The sequence below is a fragment of the Rhizobium aethiopicum genome, from assembly GCF_014197535.1.
Classification (GTDB): domain Bacteria; phylum Pseudomonadota; class Alphaproteobacteria; order Rhizobiales; family Rhizobiaceae; genus Rhizobium; species Rhizobium aethiopicum_A.
Window position 1 is genome coordinate 198,171 of record NZ_JACIFV010000002.1, and the last position, 20,343, is coordinate 218,513.

At 57.3% G+C, this 20,343-nt stretch carries 17 protein-coding genes; 5 read left to right on the forward strand and 12 right to left on the reverse strand.

All coding sequences use genetic code 11. The features are described 5' to 3' along the window. The first annotated feature begins 240 nt into the window (after positions 1-240). The 4 genes from GGD53_RS04100 to GGD53_RS04115 all read left to right on the forward strand — a co-directional run bounded on the left by GGD53_RS04100 (position 241) and on the right by GGD53_RS04115 (position 6,334). On the forward strand, positions 241-1,860 hold the full coding sequence (locus GGD53_RS04100; protein ID WP_184453828.1) for a right-handed parallel beta-helix repeat-containing protein: 1,620 nt from the start codon (positions 241-243) through the stop codon (positions 1,858-1,860). 479 nt (positions 1,861-2,339) lie between these two features. Then, positions 2,340-4,103, forward strand: a complete 1,764-nt coding sequence (locus GGD53_RS04105; protein WP_184453830.1) for a type I secretion system permease/ATPase — start codon at positions 2,340-2,342, stop codon at positions 4,101-4,103. Between the two features lie 15 nt (positions 4,104-4,118). Beyond that, entirely contained in the window at positions 4,119-5,426 is a 1,308-nt protein-coding gene (locus GGD53_RS04110; RefSeq protein WP_184453832.1) for an HlyD family type I secretion periplasmic adaptor subunit, read from the forward strand. A 212-nt stretch (positions 5,427-5,638) separates the two neighbouring features. After that, a complete protein-coding gene (locus GGD53_RS04115) occupies positions 5,639-6,334 on the forward strand; it encodes an SGNH/GDSL hydrolase family protein (RefSeq protein WP_184453834.1) in 696 nt (231 codons plus the stop codon). A 39-nt stretch (positions 6,335-6,373) separates the two neighbouring features. Here the strand turns inward: GGD53_RS04115 and GGD53_RS04120 are convergent, their stop codons facing one another. Next, positions 6,374-6,850, reverse strand: coding sequence for a glycosyltransferase (locus GGD53_RS04120; RefSeq protein ID WP_184453837.1), 477 nt, complete (start codon positions 6,848-6,850; stop codon positions 6,374-6,376). Continuing rightward, positions 6,847-7,308 (reverse strand): glucuronosyltransferase, encoded by a 462-nt coding sequence (locus GGD53_RS04125; protein WP_184453839.1) that lies wholly within the window; start codon positions 7,306-7,308, stop codon positions 6,847-6,849. The genes GGD53_RS04120 and GGD53_RS04125 overlap by 4 nt, the downstream gene beginning before the upstream one ends. Positions 7,309-7,531: 223 nt before the next feature. Between GGD53_RS04125 and GGD53_RS04130 the strand changes: the two genes are divergently transcribed. Then, positions 7,532-9,628: an acyltransferase family protein gene (locus GGD53_RS04130; protein ID WP_184453842.1), complete on the forward strand. Its 2,097-nt coding sequence runs from the start codon at positions 7,532-7,534 to the stop codon at positions 9,626-9,628. A 340-nt stretch (positions 9,629-9,968) separates the two neighbouring features. On the opposite strand, the gene GGD53_RS04135 is transcribed toward GGD53_RS04130, so the two are convergent. From GGD53_RS04135 to GGD53_RS04180, 10 genes are all read right to left on the reverse strand, one after another. After that, positions 9,969-11,309, reverse strand: coding sequence for an O-antigen ligase family protein (locus GGD53_RS04135; protein ID WP_184453844.1), 1,341 nt, complete (start codon positions 11,307-11,309; stop codon positions 9,969-9,971). A gap of 24 nt (positions 11,310-11,333) precedes the next feature. Continuing rightward, on the reverse strand, positions 11,334-12,317 hold the full coding sequence (locus GGD53_RS04140; protein WP_184453846.1) for a glycosyltransferase family A protein: 984 nt from the start codon (positions 12,315-12,317) through the stop codon (positions 11,334-11,336). Then, positions 12,314-13,195, reverse strand: coding sequence for a glycosyltransferase family 2 protein (locus GGD53_RS04145; protein WP_184453848.1), 882 nt, complete (start codon positions 13,193-13,195; stop codon positions 12,314-12,316). Before GGD53_RS04145 ends, GGD53_RS04140 begins: the two co-directional genes overlap by 4 nt. 24 nt (positions 13,196-13,219) lie before the next feature. Next, positions 13,220-14,158 carry a glycosyltransferase gene (locus GGD53_RS04150; protein WP_184453850.1) on the reverse strand — a complete coding sequence of 313 codons (939 nt, stop codon included), beginning with the start codon at positions 14,156-14,158 and terminating at the stop codon, positions 13,220-13,222. Positions 14,159-14,239: 81 nt separating this feature from the next. Continuing rightward, on the reverse strand, positions 14,240-15,061 hold the full coding sequence (locus GGD53_RS04155) for a galactosyl transferase (RefSeq protein WP_184453852.1): 822 nt from the start codon (positions 15,059-15,061) through the stop codon (positions 14,240-14,242). A gap of 11 nt (positions 15,062-15,072) precedes the next feature. Next, a complete protein-coding gene (locus tag GGD53_RS04160) occupies positions 15,073-16,104 on the reverse strand; it encodes a polysaccharide pyruvyl transferase family protein (protein ID WP_184453854.1) in 1,032 nt (343 codons plus the stop codon). Between the two features lie 30 nt (positions 16,105-16,134). Further along, on the reverse strand, positions 16,135-17,637 hold the full coding sequence (locus GGD53_RS04165) for a lipopolysaccharide biosynthesis protein (protein WP_184453857.1): 1,503 nt from the start codon (positions 17,635-17,637) through the stop codon (positions 16,135-16,137). Between the two features lie 147 nt (positions 17,638-17,784). Beyond that, positions 17,785-18,687: an exopolysaccharide glucosyl ketal-pyruvate-transferase gene (gene pssM, locus GGD53_RS04170; protein ID WP_184453859.1), complete on the reverse strand. Its 903-nt coding sequence runs from the start codon at positions 18,685-18,687 to the stop codon at positions 17,785-17,787. Then, complete coding sequence (locus GGD53_RS04175) at positions 18,684-19,190, reverse strand: acyltransferase (protein WP_064804382.1); 507 nt, start codon at positions 19,188-19,190, stop codon at positions 18,684-18,686. The genes pssM and GGD53_RS04175 overlap by 4 nt, the downstream gene beginning before the upstream one ends. Further along, the gene (locus GGD53_RS04180; RefSeq protein ID WP_184453860.1) at positions 19,190-20,341 is read right to left on the reverse strand and encodes a glycosyltransferase; all 1,152 of its coding nucleotides are present in this window, start codon (positions 20,339-20,341) and stop codon (positions 19,190-19,192) included. The genes GGD53_RS04175 and GGD53_RS04180 overlap by 1 nt, the downstream gene beginning before the upstream one ends. Between the last annotated feature and the right edge of the window lie 2 nt (positions 20,342-20,343).

Sequence of the window (20,343 nt, forward strand, 5' to 3'; positions counted from 1 at the left end):
CGGGGCATATGCCGGCTTCATCTTGCTCCGGATAACAGTGCGGTAGTGTGCCGAATCGAGGTAGAATGGGCGTGGGTTGGCTCTACAACCTTATCGCGATACAATATTTTGAGTACACTAAAATAATCATGCTCAGAATGTAAGAATATTCCGAGATATCGCGCATTTTAGTGTTTCATTTTAGCAGCCGGAGAGATGTCCGCAGTTAGAAGGTCTTCCATAACCTCGGGAGATCGCAGCATGACCGTCTATTACGTGAATTCAGTGACGGGATCCGATTATAACAGCGGAACCGGTGAGAGTTCAGCCTTTGCGACGTTGTCCGCTGTTGAAGCCTTGAAACTAAATCCTGGTGACAGCGTGTTGCTTGCTGCCGGGAGTGTATTTAACGAACAGTTCGACCTGAAATATTCCGGCACTGTCAGCGCTCCGATCACCATCGGCAGCTATGGCATCGGTGATGCGCCAGTCATTCACAGCAGCAATAACGGGATACACGGTTCCAAGGCTTCGAACATCATTGTCGAGAACATCAAGATCGCCGATACTGGCGCCAACGCGATCTATGCCGGGAGTGTATCGAACTGGATCGTCCGCAACGTCGAGGTCTCGAATACCGGTTTGGCCGGAAAGGCCGGCTCGCTCAGCTTTCAAAGCAGCCAGAACATCACGATCGAGAATAGCACCCTGACCGGTGTCCATGCCGATGGCATTTGGATGGATAAGGTCAAGGGCGTCACCCTCGTCAACAATACAGTTACCAACAGTCAGGGGAGCGTGGCTGACGCCATTCAGCTCAACAACAGCAGCAATATCCTGATCAAGGACAATCATCTCGAGCAGACGGAAACCAATAGCGCCAAGGGCGTCCTGGTGCTGATCCGGGCTCAAGATGCCGTGGTTGAGGGCAATACGCTTATCGGCGGCGGTTTCGGGCTGAGCGCTCAGGCGGGCACGAACATCGCCATCCATGACAATGACATCTCTGGATATGGCGGCTACAGCTGGTCGTACGGCATCGGCCTTGGCGACTCCGGCGACGCGAAAAATTACGACATTAGCGGAAATTACCTGCACGACGGCGTCTACGGCGTTCTGGTCAGCGCTGTCGGCAATCCCGCCTATGTCCGCGAGAACATCATTGTCCACGACAATGTCTTCGACGACCTGACCGCGTCGGCACTGAAGGTCGACAGGTCTGCTTCGGGCTCCTTCTACGACAATGTCATCGATAGTTCGGTGTCGACGCTGACGATGCCCGCCACAATCGCTGCGCAGAACACGTTCTCCATCGGTGAAAACAAGACGCTCGAACAAGCGCAGGCCGAGCTTGACAGCGCAGCGGGCAGCGCGAGCGGCGACACGTCGTCGAGCAATGGGCAGACTCCTGTCGCACCGGTTTCCGAGCATGTGGAGGTGCCGGCGCCTCAGGTAGCTTCTCCGGCGCCTAGCGTGGAAACGCCGGCCGCGACCGTGCCTGCAGCGGTCGTTCCGAAAATTGTTGCGGTTCACGATAGCTTGAAGATTGCGGAAGATACCGGCAGTGCCTATCACGGAAATCTGCTTGATAACGACAATGCGAGTAACGGCACAATACTGCTGCGCCGCTTCGGGGACAACGCGGTGGACAAGCACGGCCTGACGCTGACCGGAAAATACGGCGTCATCCACATCGAAAGCGACGGCGATTATAGTTATACGGTCGATGCCACCAAACTCGCAGGCCTCAGCGGCAAAGTCAGTGAGTTCTTCCAATACAAAATCTCCGATGGCGCTTCCCATATCGATACCGACAGCTTGAGCGTGTCGATCAACGTCGACGCATTCCATGGCAGTCACGCCTCGTACGTCCTGGCGTGAGGCTGGACGGGATTCTGGCGCATTCCCGTGAGCCGCGGGCGGTCTCAATTTGCGAGGCAGCCAAGTTTTCGCCAACGGGCGATGCAAAAGGCACCCTCTTAATCGAAAAAATTCGCGTCTGACATAGCCAAAACAAACTATAGATTGCATTTATAGTTTAATTCGTTAGTAAAGGTCGGATTTAAGCTGCCACACGCTCGCCGCTTTTAACCCTTATTGGCGGTTTTGCGATATTCACTTGCTTCGGCTGGTTTGCTTATCGTAGTGTTAAAGTTAGACCCCCTGAAATTGCTCGTGATAGGTTTGTATTTTCGGTCATTTTTCAGTGGGATTTATGTTCTATGTTAGGGCTCGCAAGCGGGATCGGCAACGATGCCGGGGATCCGAAGGCAGCCATGTCAATGATCGGGTTTGAGGGCCTGTAACTGCACTGTGGACCAGCATTCGTTGGTGCGCGATGCGGTAGAGAGGATTGCTTCGTGTTTCAAATTTCAGCAGCTGACGTCAATGAACCGTCCAAAGCCTTGCGGAAATGCAAAGGAGGATTGATCTTCATTGGTATAGCCAGCGCGCTTATCAATATACTTTATCTGACAAGTTCATTTTTTATGCTTGAGGTGTATGATCGGGTCATTCCAAGCAAAAGCATACCGACGCTGGCCGCCTTGGCAATACTTGCGCTGACTCTTTATGCTTTCCAGGGCGCGTTCGAAGTTCTCAGGAGCAGAATGCTCGTTCGCGTTGCCGGTGCGCTTGACGAGATGGTGAATGGGCGGGTGTTTCGGGCGTTGATCAAAGCGCCGCTGAAGGTCAAGATCGGCGGAGACGGGCTTCAGCCCCTGCGGGATTTCGATCAGATAAGAACCTTCCTGTCCGGCATGGGCCCGACGGCAATGTTCGATCTGCCCTGGCTTCCTTTCTATCTCGTTATCTGTTTCTTGTTCCATCCGGCAATTGGATATATCGCGATCGGCGGATCGCTCGTTCTCGCCATTCTGACGTTCCTGACCAACCAGGGCACGCGTACGCTCTCCAAGCGGCAATCGGAAGCCGCCAACATGCGCAACGGATTTGCGCAGAGCTCGATCCGCAATTCCGAGGTCATTCATGCCATGGGCATGGCAGGCACCATGGCTGAGATCTGGGACCGCAAGAACGGCGAATACCGGAACATCACCCGGCAGGCATCGGATGTCGGCAACGGTTATGCGACGCTGTCGAAGATTTTCCGTATCGCCCTGCAGTCGGGAACGCTGGCAACAGGCGCGATCCTGGTCATTCAAGGTCAGGCCTCTTCGGGTATTATCATCGCCGGCTCCATCCTGACGTCCCGCGCTCTGGCGCCTGTAGAGGCGGCGATCGGAAATTGGCGCGGTTTCGTTTCCGCCCAGCAGAGCTGGGCGCGGCTTGCGAACCTCCTGAAGACAATTCCGGAGATCCAAGCCCCTCTCGCGCTGGCTGCACCTTCCAAGCAGGTCACGGTTGAAGGCGTCGCCAGCGGACCGCCAGCCGGCCAGCGGCTGGTCATCTCCGATATCAGCTTCGGCCTGAAAGCCGGGAGCGCGCTTGGTGTCATCGGCTACAGCGCCTCGGGCAAATCGTCGCTGGCGCGGGCGATGATGGGCATCTGGCCGACGGTCAGAGGATCCATTCGCCTGGATGGCGCGGCGCTTGACCAGTGGGACGGCGACGCACTCGGCCGGCATATCGGTTATCTTCCGCAGGATGTCGAGCTCTTCTCCGGCACCGTCGCGCAGAATATCTGCCGCTTCGCCAAAGAGATGTCGCCGGAAGCGGTGGTTACCGCGGCGAGGGCGGCGCGCGTTCACGACCTCATTCTGCGTCTGCCGAACGGTTACGAGACCGAAATCGGCGAAGGCGGTGCTGCGCTTTCAGCCGGGCAGAGACAGCGTATCGCGCTTGCGAGAGCGCTCTACGGCGAACCATTCCTCGTCGTGCTCGATGAACCGAATTCCAATCTCGATGAGGAAGGCGAGCGGGCGCTGAGTGCTGCGATCATGAGCGTGCGTGCACGTGGCGGCATCGTCGTTGTCATCGCGCATCGCTCCGGCGTTCTGGCGGTGTGCGACTTCGTGCTGATGATGCAGGAGGGCAGGATGATCGCATTCGGTCCTAAGGAAGAAGTACTGGCGCGGGTCAGCCGGACCGAGGCAGCGCGCACGCCGATTGCCGAGCGCGTGGCTCAGCTTAAGGTCGTGGTCGACGGCAATGCGGCGGAATAGGCCGGAAGGAAGATCGTGAGCAAAGTTATTAGTGAATCCAAACGCTCCCTCAATCGCCATGTGGCGGTTGTCGGCGCGCTGTCCATAGCGTTGGTTTGCGGCATCGGCGGTTGGGCGGCGACGACGGAACTTTCGAGCGCCGTCATTGGCGAAGGCGTCGTTGTCGTCGACGGCGACGTCAAGAAGATCCAGCATCTGACGGGCGGTATCGTCTCGGAACTTCTGGTCTCCGAAAACGAGCATGTGTCGGCCGGACAGGTTTTGATACGGCTTGATGGAACGGCGACAAGAGCACAGCTGTCGATTGTCGAGAGTACGCTTGCTCAGCTTTATGCGCGCCGCGCTCGCCTGAAGGCGGAGCGGATCGGCGCCGAGTCGTTCGAAGTCGAAGAAAACCTCAGCGATCTGACATCCAGCACCGCGGCGCAGCAGCTGCTCGACGGCGAGCGGAAGTTGTTCGACAGCCGCAGGTCAGCGCTGATCGGAATGAAGAGTCAGCTGGCGTCGCGCAAAGATCAATTGGGCGAGCAGATCAAAGGCTTGGTTGTTCAGATCAACGCCACCGGCGATTCCCTCGGCTTGATCGAACAGGAGCTCGAAGCCGTCGATGTTCTCTACAAGAAGGGTCTGGTCACGCTTCAGCGTTTGAATACGCTCAAGCGCGCCCGCGCCGATCTCCAGGGTAACAGCGGTCAGGAAATCGCTGCAAAGGCGGAGGCCGAAGGCAAGGCGATCGAAATCGACCGACAGTCGATTCAGCTGGATGAGGACCGTCGTTCGGAGATCGCAAAGGACCTGACCGATGTCGAAGCTCAAATCGCCGAAAATGAGGAGCGCCGCGGCACTGCGCTCGATCAACTCCGCCGTCTCGACATCACCGCGCCGCTCAGTGGCCGCGTTCACGAATTGTCGGTGCACACCGTCAATGGCGTTATCGAAGCCGGTCAGACGCTGGGGCTTGTCGTTCCCGAAAATGACGATCTTACCGTTCAGGCGAAGGTCGCCACCCGCGATATCGACCAGGTCCATGTCGGCCAATCCGTCGATGTGCGTTTCAGCGCTTTTGATCAGCGCACGACGCCCGATGTGCAGGCGGTGATCACCTCAATTGCGCCTGATATCGTCAAGGATGAGCGGACGGGGATCAGCTATTATCCGGTGCGCGTCAAGCCGGAGGCTCAAAGTATCGCGAAGCTGAAATCGATAAAGCTCTATCCCGGCATGCCGGCCGAAGTCTTTATCAAGATCGGCGACCGGACCGTTATCTCTTATCTTACAAAACCGCTGACCGATCAGATGCAGCATGTATTTCGTGAGGAGTGATTGGCGCTCCTCGGCGTCGTTGCGGCATGTCGAGGCAGCTGCTATCGCCCGGTTGGATGCAAGGCTGACTTGCGCACTGAAGCGGACGTGACAATCTGTCCTTCATGATATTGTCTCAAGCCTGCTGCAAGGCTGGCTTCAACGGCCTGCCAGCCGTTCCACAAGGTTCTCCTGCCGGTGACGTATAGCTCTCGCCGAGATATGGTTCTGTCATGATATGTTTGCGGCTTTGGCGAGCGGCGCCGACCGAGAGGCGACTGGTCTCGGGTCTGGTTCTGCTTTTAGCCTGCCTCGTGATGGTTTTGATGACTGGAAAGAGTGATGCCGAGAACCTTCCACCGCTGAAAATAGTGGCTTTCGGAACATCGCTGACAGCGCGCGGGGGATGGCAGCCCGGCCTCCAGACAAGGCTTTCTGCCTGCCTGCAGAGATCCGTGAGAGTCGACAGCGTAGCAAAGAGCGGCGAGACGTCCACATGGGCTTTGACCCAACTGGATCGGGTCGTTGCCGAGCAGCCGGATATTATTCTGATCGAGCTCTACGCCAATGACGCGACATTGCATCGGTTCGTGTCGCTGGCGCAAAGCCGAAGGAATATTGCCGACATTCTCGATCAGCTTCATCAACGCGTGCCGCGGGCGCGGATCATCCTCATGGCGATGAATCCGTTTTCGGGGCTGCGTGGGCTGATCCGTCCTTTCGTCGGCAGCTATATTTCGGCTCATCAGGCGGAGGCTCGGAAACGCGGCCTAGAGTTTATCGACTATCGGCCCGATTGGGAGCGTCTGACCCCTGACGATCTGGCCGCTGCAATTCCTGACGGCGCACATCCGCGGCCCGAAGTCGCTTCTAAAATCATCGTGCCCCAACTGGCCCGGCACATAGCCGGCCGCGGTTGCGGAGAATGAATCTCCCCCGCCTGTGGGTGTCTGCACCTGTCGGCGGGTTCAACCTGTTGCGAGATAACCCTTCAAATAGTTGACCAGCGACGTCCGGCCGGCATCCGACACGTCTTGATGAGAGGGGCTGTCCAGGTCCTGGAGGAGATAGTCTTTGAGCTCGTCATCGTTCTGGGCGACATAGATGCCCGGCCGGCCGACAAGCTGGCTGACCGTGGCAAGCTGGTGATCGTTTCGGTGCTCACCAAGAGCCGCCTTCCGCGGAACAAGAATGATCGGTTTGCCGAAACGCTTCGCCGTGAGGACGGTGCCGATTCCCGCATGAGAGACGATGACAGTCGCATCGCGAAAGACCCTATCGAAGTCCGCAGGCTCGATATTCTTGATCCATTTCATGTTCTGTGGAGTATAGGTGCCCTTGCCGATCTGCGCCAGCACCGGTCTGGTCAGATCCTTGGCGAAGGTATCGACCGCCTTGACGAGGCGATCAAACGGCAGCTGCGTTCCGACGGTGACAAGGATCAAAGGACAGCTCCTGCGTAATGGGGGCCATCCGGCCGCGAGAGATGTTGCCATTGCGTGAGCCAGAGCGTTGCAATATGGCCGGCCAATTTTCCCGATAAGGACAGTTTCTCGACATTGGCGACGCTATCGATCCAGATCGTTTGTTTGCCCATGAGCCTGCCGGCCAACAGGCAGAACAGGCCTGGAGCTGCTCCCGTCGACAGGATGACATCGGGCTTCAGCTTGAAGACAATGTAGAACGCGCTGAAAAAACACTTGATTGACATAACGATTGAATCCCGACTGCAATCGGGCAAAACCAAGCCATTGCTGATATCGTACTTTTTTAAGAGACCGGGAATCGTGGTGGCGAAAAATACCTCGCTACCCTCGAAGGCGGCGCGCATAGCCATCATCTGTTCCCAGTGACCACCTCCGGACGAAGCGGCGAGAATTTTCCGTTTTTTTCCGTCAGTCATATTAGATCCATCCTCGCACTATCTTATGGTTCGCGCTGCTATGGTGTCTCAGCATATTTAGGCCCGTTGCGAATTGTTCACATTTTGCGAGCCATGCGTTGGAGAGTGTGATTTCCTATTGCAATGCACCATTTTTGAATGCAATGCAATGTGAGTGGCTCGGCCGGCATTGACTTCGCGAGTGACAGTGTATCGTCTTGTATCACCTCGAAAGGACAATCGGATGCACAACAATCCCGTACGCACTTACCGTCCCGATATAGATGGTCTTCGTTCGGTTGCCGTCATTTCCGTTGTGCTGTTTCATGCAGGTTTGAGGTCATTTTCCGGCGGATTCGTTGGTGTCGACATTTTCTTCGTCATCTCCGGGTATCTCATTACAGGACACATTTATGGCGACATTCTAAAATCGGAATTCAAATTCACAAGATTCTATGCGCGGCGGGCACGGCGCATCTTGCCGGCGCTGTTTTTCGTATTGGCTGTTTCGTTTCTGATCGGTTTTCTCCTCTTGTCCCCGGGCGAGTTCAGGAAATTTTCGCATAGTGCCGTTGCCGCCATGTTAGGCTTTTCTAACGTCTATTATTGGCTTTCCAGCAACTACTTCTCGCCGGCATCCGACCAGCTGCCCATGCTGATGACCTGGAGTCTCGGCGTGGAGGAACAGTTTTATATGGTCTTTCCCTGGGTCATTTTGTTCCTGAACCGCTACTTCAAGCGGGCTATTCTTCCCGCAATCGCATCGCTTGTCGTACTCTCCTTCATATTTTCCGTTGCAGCGTTGAAGATCAATCCGGCTTTCACCTTTTACCTGCTTCCGACACGCGCGTGGGAGCTGGGGATTGGCGGCATTCTCGCTGTGATGGAGACAAAGGGTTTGCGTCTCGATCGGGGGGGAAGCGCAGTCGTCAATGCCATTGCATTGATCGGCGCGATATTGATTGTCGTCCCGATCTGCGTCTACAACGATTCCACGCCTTTTCCCGGAGCTGCGGCGCTTTTGCCGGTTCTCGGGTCGGCGCTGCTGATTGCGACGCCAAGCTCGATCTTGGCTTTTGCACTCGGTTCGCGGCCGTTCGTTTTTATCGGGCTTGTCTCATATTCCTGGTATCTGTGGCATTGGCCTCTTTTGAGCTTCGCCAGCGTCGCATCCGTCTGGCCATTGCCGCAATCGACGGCTTTGCTCATCGTTGGACTCTCATTTATTTTGGCGGTTCTGACGTATTATCTCGTGGAGAAACCGTTTCGGCGCCCGGGCCTTTCCAATGGCCGCACACTTTGGCGCTACGCAACGGCCCTGGCGGTTTTCGCGCTTCCTTTCGCGCTGACCGCGCTACTGGCCGGCGTTCCACAGAGATTTGGTTCACAGGTTGCCAGGATTGAAGAGATCGCAGGCGGGCGTGAAGCGTGCCTCGTATCTTATGGTGCAACCGCCCCAGCTCTCGGCAGCAACTGCCAACCTGCAGGCAATACCGAGCCTGCGATAGCCTTGATCGGCGACAGCCATGCGGCTGCACTTGCGCCCGGATTGCGAGCCATCGCGCAAGAGCGGGGTTACCAGCTTTACGTCTTTACCAAAACATCCTGCCCGCCGCTGACAGACGCCACGCGCTATATGCCCAATCATCCGCTCCATGCTGCAGAATGCTCGGCTTATAACGCCAAAGTATTGGGTTTGCTGCGTGAAAACGACGCGATCAAGAAAGTTATCCTGGCCGGGTACTGGTCTGCTCCGATGCGTGAGGCAGAGACCGGTTCGCGCTATATCAGCCCAGGCGCCAATGGCGCAGAGCAGGCCGAAAACCAAAATGGGCCGACCCTGGAGTCGGCACTTGCATCGCAGGTCGCCCAATTGCGGGCCATGAACAAGGATGTCGTCCTTCTGCAAGACGTTCCGCTGTTCAACTTTAACCCTGTCCGTGCCGTGCTCCAGCGTGCGATACCCTTCAGAGCGGCGTTTGGAAGATGGATCGACGGCGATCGTGATCTGACACCATATGATGCTCCGATGAAAGCTGTCGCGAATTTCAACGATCCGGTCAGGGATATCATCACGCGTGTCGCGGAGAAATCACCGCCTGGCGTGGCCCTGGTCGATCCTTTCAACGCGCTTTGCCCGGGAGCTCGGTGCAGTTTTTCCGCCGCCGACGGCGCCCCGTTGTTCATAGACAACCAGCATCTATCGACGGTCGGCTCGGAGGTTGCCGCCAGGGCAGTCCTTCCGGCGGATGGCGAGGAGAAAATGAGGACGACGTCTTTTTCCGACAAACAGTCTTGGGTGACTGGTATTGTGAGGCATATTGATACGCCGGTGCGCTGAATTCGCTTCAGCTCCTGTGTGAACAGTGGTGACTTTCACCTCTACACATCCCGCAACGAATGCGCCCAAGCACCGATTCAACTAATGCGCTGTCATCCACGGCCTCGACGCCGTGTGAGATCGACCAGTTGAAAAATGGGCGGCTTCCAGTGCGCTGGGAGCCGTGCGTCTAGGCATCGTGCTTTCCGAAAGATCGATTCCAACTTTCAGGCCAAGGCGCTAAGCCGCAACAACCTTAGCTCTGAGGCTGATGGATTTGAAGTAGCGCCCCACTGGCTTTTCGATGAACGTATAAATCAAAGCACGGCCACCGGCAGCGATCGCAAAATAAGTAAAACTTCTATCCACTGTGTGTGTTCATCGACGAGCCACCGCTCTTCATTCTGCTTAGCGGAAGCGAGACAACCAGGTAGGGCCAGAGAATGACTGGTGCCAGCATCATTCCCGCTTCCATCATTGAGCCAACCACGATCAGAAGAATGATTGCAACTTCCTTGGAGTGTGTGGCACGAAGCTCGGTAGAACGTTGGATCGTTACTAGACGGCCGCCCAAACGCTGGAGAATAAAGGCTGTCCAGGCAATCATGCCCGGCACCCCGATGTTGAGCGCAAGTTCCAAGTAGGTGTTATGGGTGGAGCGTGCGTCGAAGGTCAGCGAGACATATTGCTCCATAATTTCAGGCTGACGGAAAACGGCAAAACCGTAACCAAAAAGAGGGCGGTCGTATACCAGAGGCAGCAATTGTTCCCAGATGTTGGTGCGTCCGGAAAAGGTAAGGTCTTTTCCAAATGCGTCCGCAATCACTTGTGCAACGCCAAGATAGGCGAAGGATGCCGCCACTCCCAAAATAATGCAGAAGAAGAAAACAATGAAGGAGCGCGCCAGTGAGTTTCTCACGGTTTGCATCATACGTGAGCCGGCCAATGTGGCCACGCCGATAGCCACCATAACAACCGCAGTCGAGGATTTGGAAACAACGATGAGTAGGAGAGTACACAGCAACGCCGCCCAGCGTAGAAGTTGGCTATAGCGTAATGGCCCCCTCGGCATTCCCAGCGACAGCATGGTTATGAAACTAACGGCGCAAAACTGACCTAGGCCGTTCTTGTGGTAGAATAGACCCTTAACCATGCCGGCATAGGATCCTCCCATCACACCATATCTTGGCAAGGCCACGGTATACAGGATGTTCGCAAACGCCGCGAACATACCAAAGGTCGCCAGGAGCCGGAAGGTTTCAACGCTGCCGTATCGATGTCGGTAAAGCAACGGCGCTACTGTCAGCACGGCGACGGCGGCTATGCCGCGCACGGATGCGCTAAAACTGATGGAAAGCCCAAGGGAAATGATTGAAATTATAATAACGATGAAAACCAGAACCGGTATCCTACGAAAATAGGAAAGGAAACGGTTTGGTTCCAATACGAAGTAAAGGCCGATCAGCGGAATGAGGCTGTACAGCATCAGTTTCTGCGCGAACGGATCAACAGATGCATCTTCATTGAAGTTTGAGGGATAGCCATACCACATCCCGGTTGTTCGCAAGAGTGTTAGATAGAACATTCCGGTGAGGAGCACGCGGACAAGCGTTTCCTTTCTGATGCCGCGACGTGGCCGCGGTCGGACGACTGGCCGCAGGATGACTTCCTGGTCCGAAAGATAAGAATGGCCGAGACTCATCCGAGTGTACTCCTGCAAACAGTATCAGAAGGCGGCATTGGGCCTGTATTCCTGGTATGCGTGTCCGAGAATTCCGTTCACCATGCCGGCACCGCGTAGTACATGGGTGAGTGCCCGCATGCCCCAATAGGGTGAAACCAGGATCGCCGGCAGCATGACCAGCCCAAGCATCACTCTCGTGGCGCCATAGGCCGCGCGATAGAGCCGGCGCTTGAGGTTGCCGTGCAGGACTTCGCTGACGGCGAAAGTGTTGCCGAGCCGGTATTGTCGCTGCAACACCCATTTCCAAGTCATGCGGCTGGCGGGAACGATATCATAGACGAGCGCCTTGTCAGCCCAGAAAACCTGCATGCCACGACGAATTGCCTGATTGAAGAAGAGATAGTCAGTGCCGCCGGTGAAGCGCATTTTCTCTTCGAAGCGCAAATTCCACGAGCGGATGAGGGGATAATCGAACATGACATTGTTCGAAGCCGCATAGGAAATGCGCTGACCGTCCTTATTCTTCTTGCGCTCGAACACCCTTGCCTTGATGAAATATTCCGGCGGATTCTCGGGATAGACCGGCTGGACCGGACCGTAGACGCAATCGGCGCGGTTTTTCTCCCGGGTCTCCAGCATTGCATCGAGCCAGCTGTCGACCGGCCATTCGTCATCGTCAAGAAAGCAGAAGAGATCGGTGCCGGCAGGGGCTGAATCGAGCGCGCGATTGCGCGCAAAGGGTATGCCCTGGTTCGGTTCGACGACATAGATCAGATCGTAGGCGCCCGTTTGGCCAAAGGCCTCGACCGTGGCTCTTGCGCTGCCGGCGGCATCGTTGTCGACGATCACCATCGTCAGGTGATAGGGGCGAGCCGGATGCCTGGTCTGGCGTGTCATCACGTCGAGCAGCTTGGCAATTCCGTCCAGCCGCCGATAGGTCAGCACGCCGACGGCGATGTTCAACGGCGACGCGCCTGACGGATCAGTTCCGGCTGATGAACGCGGAAAAGTGTCCTGCTGGTTCATGACTGTCCTCTCCGCAGCATAGTGCCCAAACGCTTGCGCACGGCCATAAGGGCCACTTCGTTGACGGCATCGCCGAACGGACCGCCGGCCACCGTGTTGCGAGCTTCGCTCCTCAGTTTCAAAAGCGATGTCGTTTCGGCAATGCCTCCGGCCACCAGGCTCTTGCCCAGCGCATGCAGCCCGTCATAGCGGCGCGCCAGCTCCAATCCTGTGGCGATCATGATCCGTGGGCGCAGTGTTTTTGCCCTGCTCGTGCCCGTATAGCGGTTCGAGGCATGAATGCGCTGAAAGGTCAGCGGCGTTTCGACGATGGCGCCGCGACCGAGATAGGCGGCTGCAAACTTGATGTAATTGTCGCTGAGCACGACGTCTTTCGCGACCGACATCGGCAGGATCTGGGACAGAAGGTCGCGGCGGAAGCTCAAGCCGGAGGTCGGCACCGGAAGCGAGGGAAAGCCGCCCCTGCGCAACGTGTCCCGTTTGTCGAACAGCGTCACCTGCAACTGCGCGGGAGACTGGTCGTCTTGGTTGGTCGTCACACGGTCGAAACACCAGTCGATCTCGTTGCGGTCATAGACCTCGACGATGCGCGCGAGTTTGCCAGGCAGAAACGCATCATCGGCATCGAGGAGAAAGAGGATATCGCCGCTTGCAGCCGCAAAACCTGCGTTGAAGCTTGAGGCCTGGCCGCCGTTTTCCTTCAATACGGATCGGATCTGCTCGCCGTAGGAAGCGAGGATCTCCCTGGAATCATCCGTGGAGCCATCGTCGACGACAATCACCTCGTAGTCGGGATAGGTCTGCGACAGGACGCTGTCGATGCATGGGCGCAAGAACTGCCCATAATTGAAATTGTTGATCAGCACCGAAAGTTTCAAATTACCGTCTCCTGGGCCAATCGATCACCGCCCCAGCGGCGCGTATCGGCGAATCCCGGCACGATACCCGCGCATGTAGTAGTATTTCCAAATCGCCCAGAAACGCTTCTTCGACCGCGGCAGGAGATAGAGGAGGGCTGCTCGGAAAGCCCACTGTGCGCTTTCGATCCAGGTCGGCAATGGAACGCCGCTTATCCTCACGCCTTCCGGCACCTCATCAGGAAAGAGTGCCGGCATGCCGTAGCCAAGCCGCTCGCCGCGTTTCTGCACCCAATTCTCGGTCACGCTCGACGCCGGGATCCAGTGGTGAACCACGGCTTCGGCGCATCGATAGGATTTGGCTCCGCCCGCGGCCAGGCGGATGATGATTTCAGCATCCTCACCCATCGCGAACATCTTTCCCGGAAGAGGGCCGATGTCTTCTCGATAGCGTACGCTCGTCCCCAGCAACTCTCGCCGAACGATCGTGTTCGGGCCCCAAACCTTTGTCGGATCGCACGGTCCGCTTTGTGTTTCATCGACGATCGCGAATGTCGATCCCATGGGAATCCAGTCGATAAAGCGGTCCTTCGGCTCCTCCTCCCAATCTGGAACGATTCTGCCGCCGAAGACGCCAAAGCTCGGATGGGCTGCGGCACAATCGACGATCGCTTTCAGCCAATTTGGTTCGGCGCGGATGTCGTCGTCGGTAAGGACAACGAGATCCCCCTTCACCCGATCCAAGGCCAGATTCAGCGCGCTGGACTTCCCCGGCTTGCGCTGCTGCAGGATGGTGATCGGAAGTTTTTCGCTATACGATTTCAGAAGGTCGAACGTATCGTCCTTGCTATTGTTGTCGACAGCGATCAATTCCCATCGATCATGGGGAAGCTCCTGGCTCACCAATGAATCCAAAGTATGGCGCAGCCGGCGGCTGGCGCCATTATAGGATGAAAAGAGCACGCTGACGAAAAGATCCGACATCAGTTACCAACCCTTTTGGTGAAGTCGAAAGAGAAAAGCCTCATGATTTGACTGCCTATGCCTATTGGACGGATCGGTTTGCTATGCGGGATTCGACCGCGCCCCGCCGAAGAATTCGCGCCGGTAACCGCCGCCGAGAACCCTCAGCTTGCGAAAATTGCGCAACAACCGTCGCGGCTTCAGAAGTACGCCGCGATTGAGAAAATACTGCCGCATCAGGCTCGGCGCGCGGCTGTGCGATCCACCATGGGCGACCCGGTAGACTGCCCCCCGGAAGGGCAGTTTGGTCAGGGGCGCTCCGCGCTGGGCAAGAATGCCCGCAATGCGGACGTGGCTGCCCAGCATCGACTTGATCCAGCCGAGAGAGGCGTCTTCAAACCGCTGCGGCAGCTCATACAGATCGGCGCGAATGATCAGCGAGGTGCCGCAGAGATGGCTGAAGTCATCATGGCCGAGCAGAAAATTGCCGCCGTCGTCCCAGATGTAACCGTTGTCGATCGTCCATCCGTTGGCATCCCGGTTTTCCGATACATATTGCACGATCCGGGAGCTGACGAAATCGTCGTCATCGACAATCATGAAAAAGCGGCTGTCGGCCGCGGCCAGCATGCCGCTCAGAACGCGCCGGCCTTTGTCTGCGCGGAAGGCATCGAGGAAGTCTTCCTTGCTGCCCTTTCCGAGTTCGTGCATGTCGTTCGGTGGAAACGTCACACGAACGGCGGAAAATTTCTCCGGCAGATCAGGCAGATCGGCCCCTTCGTTGGCTACGATGATGCCGCGCCAATCGCCATTGGTCTGATTGGAAATGGAGGCCACGGTCTGGCTGAGATTTGCCTTCAGCTTGCTCCAATCGCGCGCGTTGTCCTGATGTCGGACCGGGATGATGAAGGTGACAAGTGGCATCGAATTCCCCCTTAAGCCCGCAGGCCCACAGCTTCTTTTTCAGCGACGCGCCCCTTGGCAGCCTGCTGACGCGCCCACTCGATTCCGTCTTCGAGCGAGGTCGCTTTGTAGGAAAGGTCGGTTCCGCCGGAGAAGGCATTCATGAAGCGGCGGATCTTTCCATAGCTGTTGTCCAGCACCGCATGCGGACGGCCGAGCAGCAGCGAGCAGATATGGACGTGCAGGCGGTCGGTCACGATCGCGCGGGCGCGCGAAATCTGACTGATGCCACGCTCGAAGCGGTTATGAGCCGCAGCGTCCAACCTGCGCAAGGCAACCTCGCTCGGCTTCAATGCGAGATAAGCGGAGGCTACGCCCAACTTCTTGGCGATGTCCACCTTCCGCTTCGATTCCGTAATCCAGTCTTCCACAGGAATATCGGAAGGAATCTTGCGATCACCGCCGCCGACGCGTTCCGCATCCTCCCGCAACATGGCGAGGACGGGAATCTGCGTCGCCCTTTCCGGCAGCGGGCCGATGGCGAAAGCCATATCCGGGCACAGCCGCACGGTGCAGTCGAAGTGCTTCTCGGAAAACTCCTTCGATTCTTCATCGCGCACCAGCAGTACGAAATTCTTGTGGCGTCCGATGGCCTTTTTGGACTGCTCGATGCGCTCGGGCGAACTGTAGTGGATCGATTGCGGGAACTGGATGATCTGCCGATCCGGGAAGCGTTCCATGATCATTTCGCGGAAGTCCTGGTGGGCGACCCAGATATCGCCGAAATTGCCGCCGCCGTGAATGAAGATCGGACCGGTCGGCACACGTCGTTTCAGCTCGTCGGCGGAGAAGTCGTAGAGCCTGGAAACATAGTCCGGGCGCTTGCCGAAGCGATCCCTGAGATAGGCCATCTCTCCCAGCCAGATCGCCGAGTCGCCGCAATTGCGGATGTCGGGAAAGTCGAGAATCGCAAGCGGTTCATCGCGCGAGACATAGTCCTTCAGGCAATCATGGATCATGCCGTTGAGTTTTGCGATCAGCTCCGGTCTGGATTGGCTGGTCATTCTGCCTCTCTTGTTGATGTTCGTTTAACTTCAGGCCGATTTGGGTACGGCAATACGTTTTGCTTTTGACAGGAACTTGACAACGATACGCTGAACTTCAGTTTCCGGGCCATTTGGCTTCTTCATCGCCACCCAGAGAACAAAGCTCGACCCGGCGTAGATGATGCCGCCCGTGGTGACGAGGAAGGCGAGATAGAGCGCCAGATGCAGCTTGTCTGTAGGCATGCTCAGAATGTGCGACAATCCCCAGACGCCGGCGGCCATCAAGACGACGCTGGCAAGCGCGCGGAAGTTGGCCGCGAGCTGCTGGAAGAACGGCAGATTGATCAAGCGCTTGACGAGAAGCATGTTGACCACGGTGGAAATCAGGCCGGTCAACACCCGGGCATAAACGACACCCGGAAGCCCGGCCATCATCAGGCCGGCGATGATGATGGGAATGCGGACCACCAGCATCTGCGTGTCGCGGATGAACAGCATCTTCGTATGGCCCTTCGCCATGCCGAGCGGTTGGACGAGCGAGCCGAGCGTCTGCAGGGCAAAGACCGATGCGAGCGCCTGGACGATGAAGATGGCGGGAATCCACTTCTCTCCCAAGGCAAGCCGCATCATCGGCTCGGCCACCACGGCCATGCCGATGCCCGCCGGGAGCGCCACAGCGGCCAGCAGCGCCTGTGCGCGCTGATAGGCTGCGATCAGCCGGACCGGATCGTTGCGGACCTTCGAGAAGCCTGGGTAGATCGTCTGATTCAACGGCGCCGTGGCCTCGCGCGTCGGCAGCGTCGAAAGGGTGTTGCCGACGGTGTAGTGGCCGAGCTGCGTGGCGCCGAGCAACTTTCCGATCAGCAGATATTCGATCCGCCAATTCAGCGTGTTGACGATCTGTCCGGCCGTCAGCCACACCGAGAACGAAAACAATTCGCGTGCGTGCCGAAAGGTGATGCGCGGCCAGAATGGCAGGACGGTGTAGGAAACGATGATATTGGTCACCTGATAGGCGAGGGTGCCGATCACGAGGGCCCAGTAACTCTGATAGATGGCCGCAATCGCCACCGTCACGATGAAGCCGACCAGCTTTTGCGAGACGTTGAGGACGAATTCCTGCCAGAAGATCAGATCGCGCTGGAGCATGACACGGCGTGGATTGGCAAGACCGCTCAAGAGCAGGCTGAAACTCAAGGCAAGCATGACGCTCGTCAGCCGCGGCTCATCATAAAATTCGGCGATCGGATAGGACGCGGCGGCAAACAGCAGCGCCAATATCGCGCTTCTCGTCACGCTCAAGGTCCAGACCGCGCTGAAGTGCGTTTCGCTGGGCGACTCGTGGCGGATAAGCGCCTGATTGAGCGAGAGTTCGGTGACCGAACTCAGAATGACCTGGATCGTCGTTGCAATGGCGACGAGACCGAAGTCAGCCGGCACCAGGTACCAGGCGAGTACGAAGGTGCTGAGCGCCGAGAGTCCGTTGACGATGGCGCGGGACAAACTCAGCCACATGCTGCCTTGAATCAGCCGGTCGGTAACACTGCTCATGGGCGAACGGCTCCCGAGGTCGATGACGTTGACCATTTCATCGGGCTGCAGGCCCATCCGGAGTGCTTCTTGCCCTTGCGGAAGCGGAGAGTATTGGCGGAATTAGAAAGCATCATGCCTTATTGCCTCGTCACGGAGTCTGCGACATCAAAGGGCGCTGGCCGTCTTCGTGGAAAAATCCTGCTTCAGCCGATCCAGCTCGACCAGCATTTTCTCGTGGGCTCTTACGATAGCCTCGTCGGAGCTGAGCTGTCCCGGCTTCTCAGCCACCCGCTGCAACGTCTTGACGGTCGAGCCGAAGACATAGTTGCCGGTCAGTTGCCGGATGCGGCGGTGGCGGAACGTGATGTTCTTCAACAGATATGTGTTTTTCCGCACCAAAGATGCGCCTGCTTCGACGAGGTTCGACGGGCCGATCGGATCGAAATCGATCTCCAGATCGAGCGCACTCGCCCAGTCATGCCACTTGGCGCGATTGCCCGGCGCGATCGGCCGGATCGCCCGCCACGGAACGCGCAGCGCATCTGAGATAATGCAGCCATGCATCGCTTCGGAGACGACCTTCTGCGATGCGCTGAGTTCGGTCAGAACCGTTTCCACCGACCAGCGGGGATCGATATAATGGATGCCGGCGAGGTCGCAGACCTTGTCCCAGCTGCCGTACATGGCGCTTTCGTAGTGCGGCATAAAGGAGACGGGGTAGCGCTTCTCAACGCTCTTCGCATCCCAGCAGCTGCGCGTCAGGATGCCCGAATCGCCGATGGCGTAGCTCGGATCGATGCCGAGGACCTCGGCGGTCTTTTTTCCGCGCACGAAGTAGAAGGTCCAGTTGCCGTCGACCTTCGGCGCGTTGGTGTAGCCGCCATAGCCCGAGCCGAAGACGATCTTCTGTATGTTCGGGTCGAAATTATCGTAGAGGATCGAACCGATGCCGAGAAAGAGCTGGCTCTCGTCGTCATTGAAGAAGCCGGGCAGCAGACGTTCCCAGAGCCAATGGTTCAGTTCGTCGCCGAAATTCTCGTGTTTCCCGCGATAGGCAAACATCTTCATCGTGCTTCTCCAGTCGGCAAGTGCGTCACGATCTGCGTGACCGTTTCGTCCTCGCGGGCCATGCGTCCGTAACGCGAAATGATCTTGATGTCGCTGCGGATTATCTTGGCCGGGTTGCCGGCCACGAGCGAGCGCGGCGGCACGCTCTTGGTCACCACCGAGCCGGAGCCGATGACGCATTCGTCGCCGATCTCCACGCCGGGCAGGATGATGCTGCGGGCGCCGATGAAGCAGCGTTTGCCGATCCTCGTGTGAAGGTAGAGCCCGCGTGTGAGGTCGTGGGTCAGGATGGCGGCTTCAAAGGCGACGTAGGTTTCGGCGCCGATATGCAGTCCCTTCGGGTTGGTCTTGTCGAAGCGCACGCTCAGCGAAAAACTGGCAGTGGGATCGATGTCCATACCCCAGAATTTCGTATAATAGAGCCACTTGGCCTTAACGATCCCGTTCCGCAGCGGCCGAAATACGTTCAGTCCCCACTTCGGCTTCTTTCCTGTCTGCACCATCAAGTCCGACCCCGGCTGGAAAATTGGTCTAGTACGGAACTGTAATAGTCCTCTAGCATCCCCGTTTGACGACGTATGTCGAAGCGCTCGGCCACCAGAAGCGGTGCCCGCGCGCTGAAGGCTGTCCACAGGGCCTGGTCGTTGAGCAGCCTTCCGACCGCTTCCGCCATGCCCGCGACATCCCGCTCCTCCACGAGATAACCAGTTTTCCCCTCTTCGATCGCTTCGCCCACGCCTCCCGAGCGGAATGCGACTACCGGAGTGCCGACGGCTTCGGCCTCCAGATTGGCGAGGCCGAAGGCTTCCGCGTGACCATTGTCGAGCGTCACGCTGCCGTGAAGATAGAGTTCCGCACTGGCGAGCAGATCCCTTATCTCCGTCTGCGACAGATTTTCATGGATCGTGACGCTTGGCAAGGAACGGCGCGCCAAGGCTTCGATTTCCTCCTTCAATGGTCCCTGTCCGACCATGACGAATTCAACCGGGGTGCCGGCGGCCGCCACGCGTGAAAGCGCGTCGATCATGAAGCGGTGGCCCTTATAGTCGACGAAACGGGCAATGGAAACCACCAGCCCCTTTTTTCGTGGACGCGGCTCCATTTTGAAGAGATCGAGATCGATGCCGATGTGATGGCGAAAGACGCGGTCGGCGCGGAAGCCGAGCGCCAGCAACCGCTCTCGGATGAAATCGGAAACGGCGATGTTCCAGCTGTTCCAGCCTGCCATCTCGCTCCGGCCCTTGGCGAAGAAACGCACCTGATTGAAGCCGCCCGGTTTTTTCGGATCGCCACGATAGGTGGCGTCGAAGCCATGAAACGTCGTGACGAGCGGCTTGCCGGCGGCGCGCGCGAGCGGACCGATGACATAGCCGTTCTTGCCGAAATGGGCATGGACAAGATCGGCTTGGCTGATCGCGGGAAAGAGAAAAGGCAGGCCGACCTGCGGGATTTTCAGAAGTAGCTCACCGGCCCGCGCAACGGGAGACCGACGAATGTCATGAACCGGGACAGTCGATTTTTTTGTATGGGCGGAAGAGATTCGCGAACCGGCAAGAATTTCAGCTTCGAAGGAGCGAAACGCCACCGCCTGGTTGAGAACAAATGCCTGGCTGGCAGGCAGAAATTTTTCCACGTAAATAACGGCTTTTCTCATGA

Bases quoted from the DNA above. Each gene is read 5' to 3' on its own strand.
- GGD53_RS04130 (WP_184453842.1), top strand. From the start codon at position 7,532: ATGCACAACAATCCCGTACGCACTTACCGTCCCGATATAGATGGTCTT.
- GGD53_RS04155 (WP_184453852.1), bottom strand. From the start codon at position 15,061: ATGCCACTTGTCACCTTCATCATCCCGGTCCGACATCAGGACAACGCG.
- GGD53_RS04175 (WP_064804382.1), bottom strand. From the start codon at position 19,190: ATGGTGCAGACAGGAAAGAAGCCGAAGTGGGGACTGAACGTATTTCGG.
- GGD53_RS04140 (WP_184453846.1), bottom strand. From the start codon at position 12,317: ATGAACCAGCAGGACACTTTTCCGCGTTCATCAGCCGGAACTGATCCG.
- GGD53_RS04115 (WP_184453834.1), top strand. From the start codon at position 5,639: ATGATATGTTTGCGGCTTTGGCGAGCGGCGCCGACCGAGAGGCGACTG.
- GGD53_RS04160 (WP_184453854.1), bottom strand. From the start codon at position 16,104: ATGACCAGCCAATCCAGACCGGAGCTGATCGCAAAACTCAACGGCATG.
- GGD53_RS04135 (WP_184453844.1), bottom strand. From the start codon at position 11,309: ATGAGTCTCGGCCATTCTTATCTTTCGGACCAGGAAGTCATCCTGCGG.
- pssM (WP_184453859.1), bottom strand. From the start codon at position 18,687: ATGAAGATGTTTGCCTATCGCGGGAAACACGAGAATTTCGGCGACGAA.
- GGD53_RS04180 (WP_184453860.1), bottom strand. From the start codon at position 20,341: ATGAGAAAAGCCGTTATTTACGTGGAAAAATTTCTGCCTGCCAGCCAG.
- GGD53_RS04150 (WP_184453850.1), bottom strand. From the start codon at position 14,158: ATGTCGGATCTTTTCGTCAGCGTGCTCTTTTCATCCTATAATGGCGCC.
- GGD53_RS04165 (WP_184453857.1), bottom strand. From the start codon at position 17,637: ATGAGCAGTGTTACCGACCGGCTGATTCAAGGCAGCATGTGGCTGAGT.
- GGD53_RS04125 (WP_184453839.1), bottom strand. From the start codon at position 7,308: ATGACTGACGGAAAAAAACGGAAAATTCTCGCCGCTTCGTCCGGAGGT.
- GGD53_RS04100 (WP_184453828.1), top strand. From the start codon at position 241: ATGACCGTCTATTACGTGAATTCAGTGACGGGATCCGATTATAACAGC.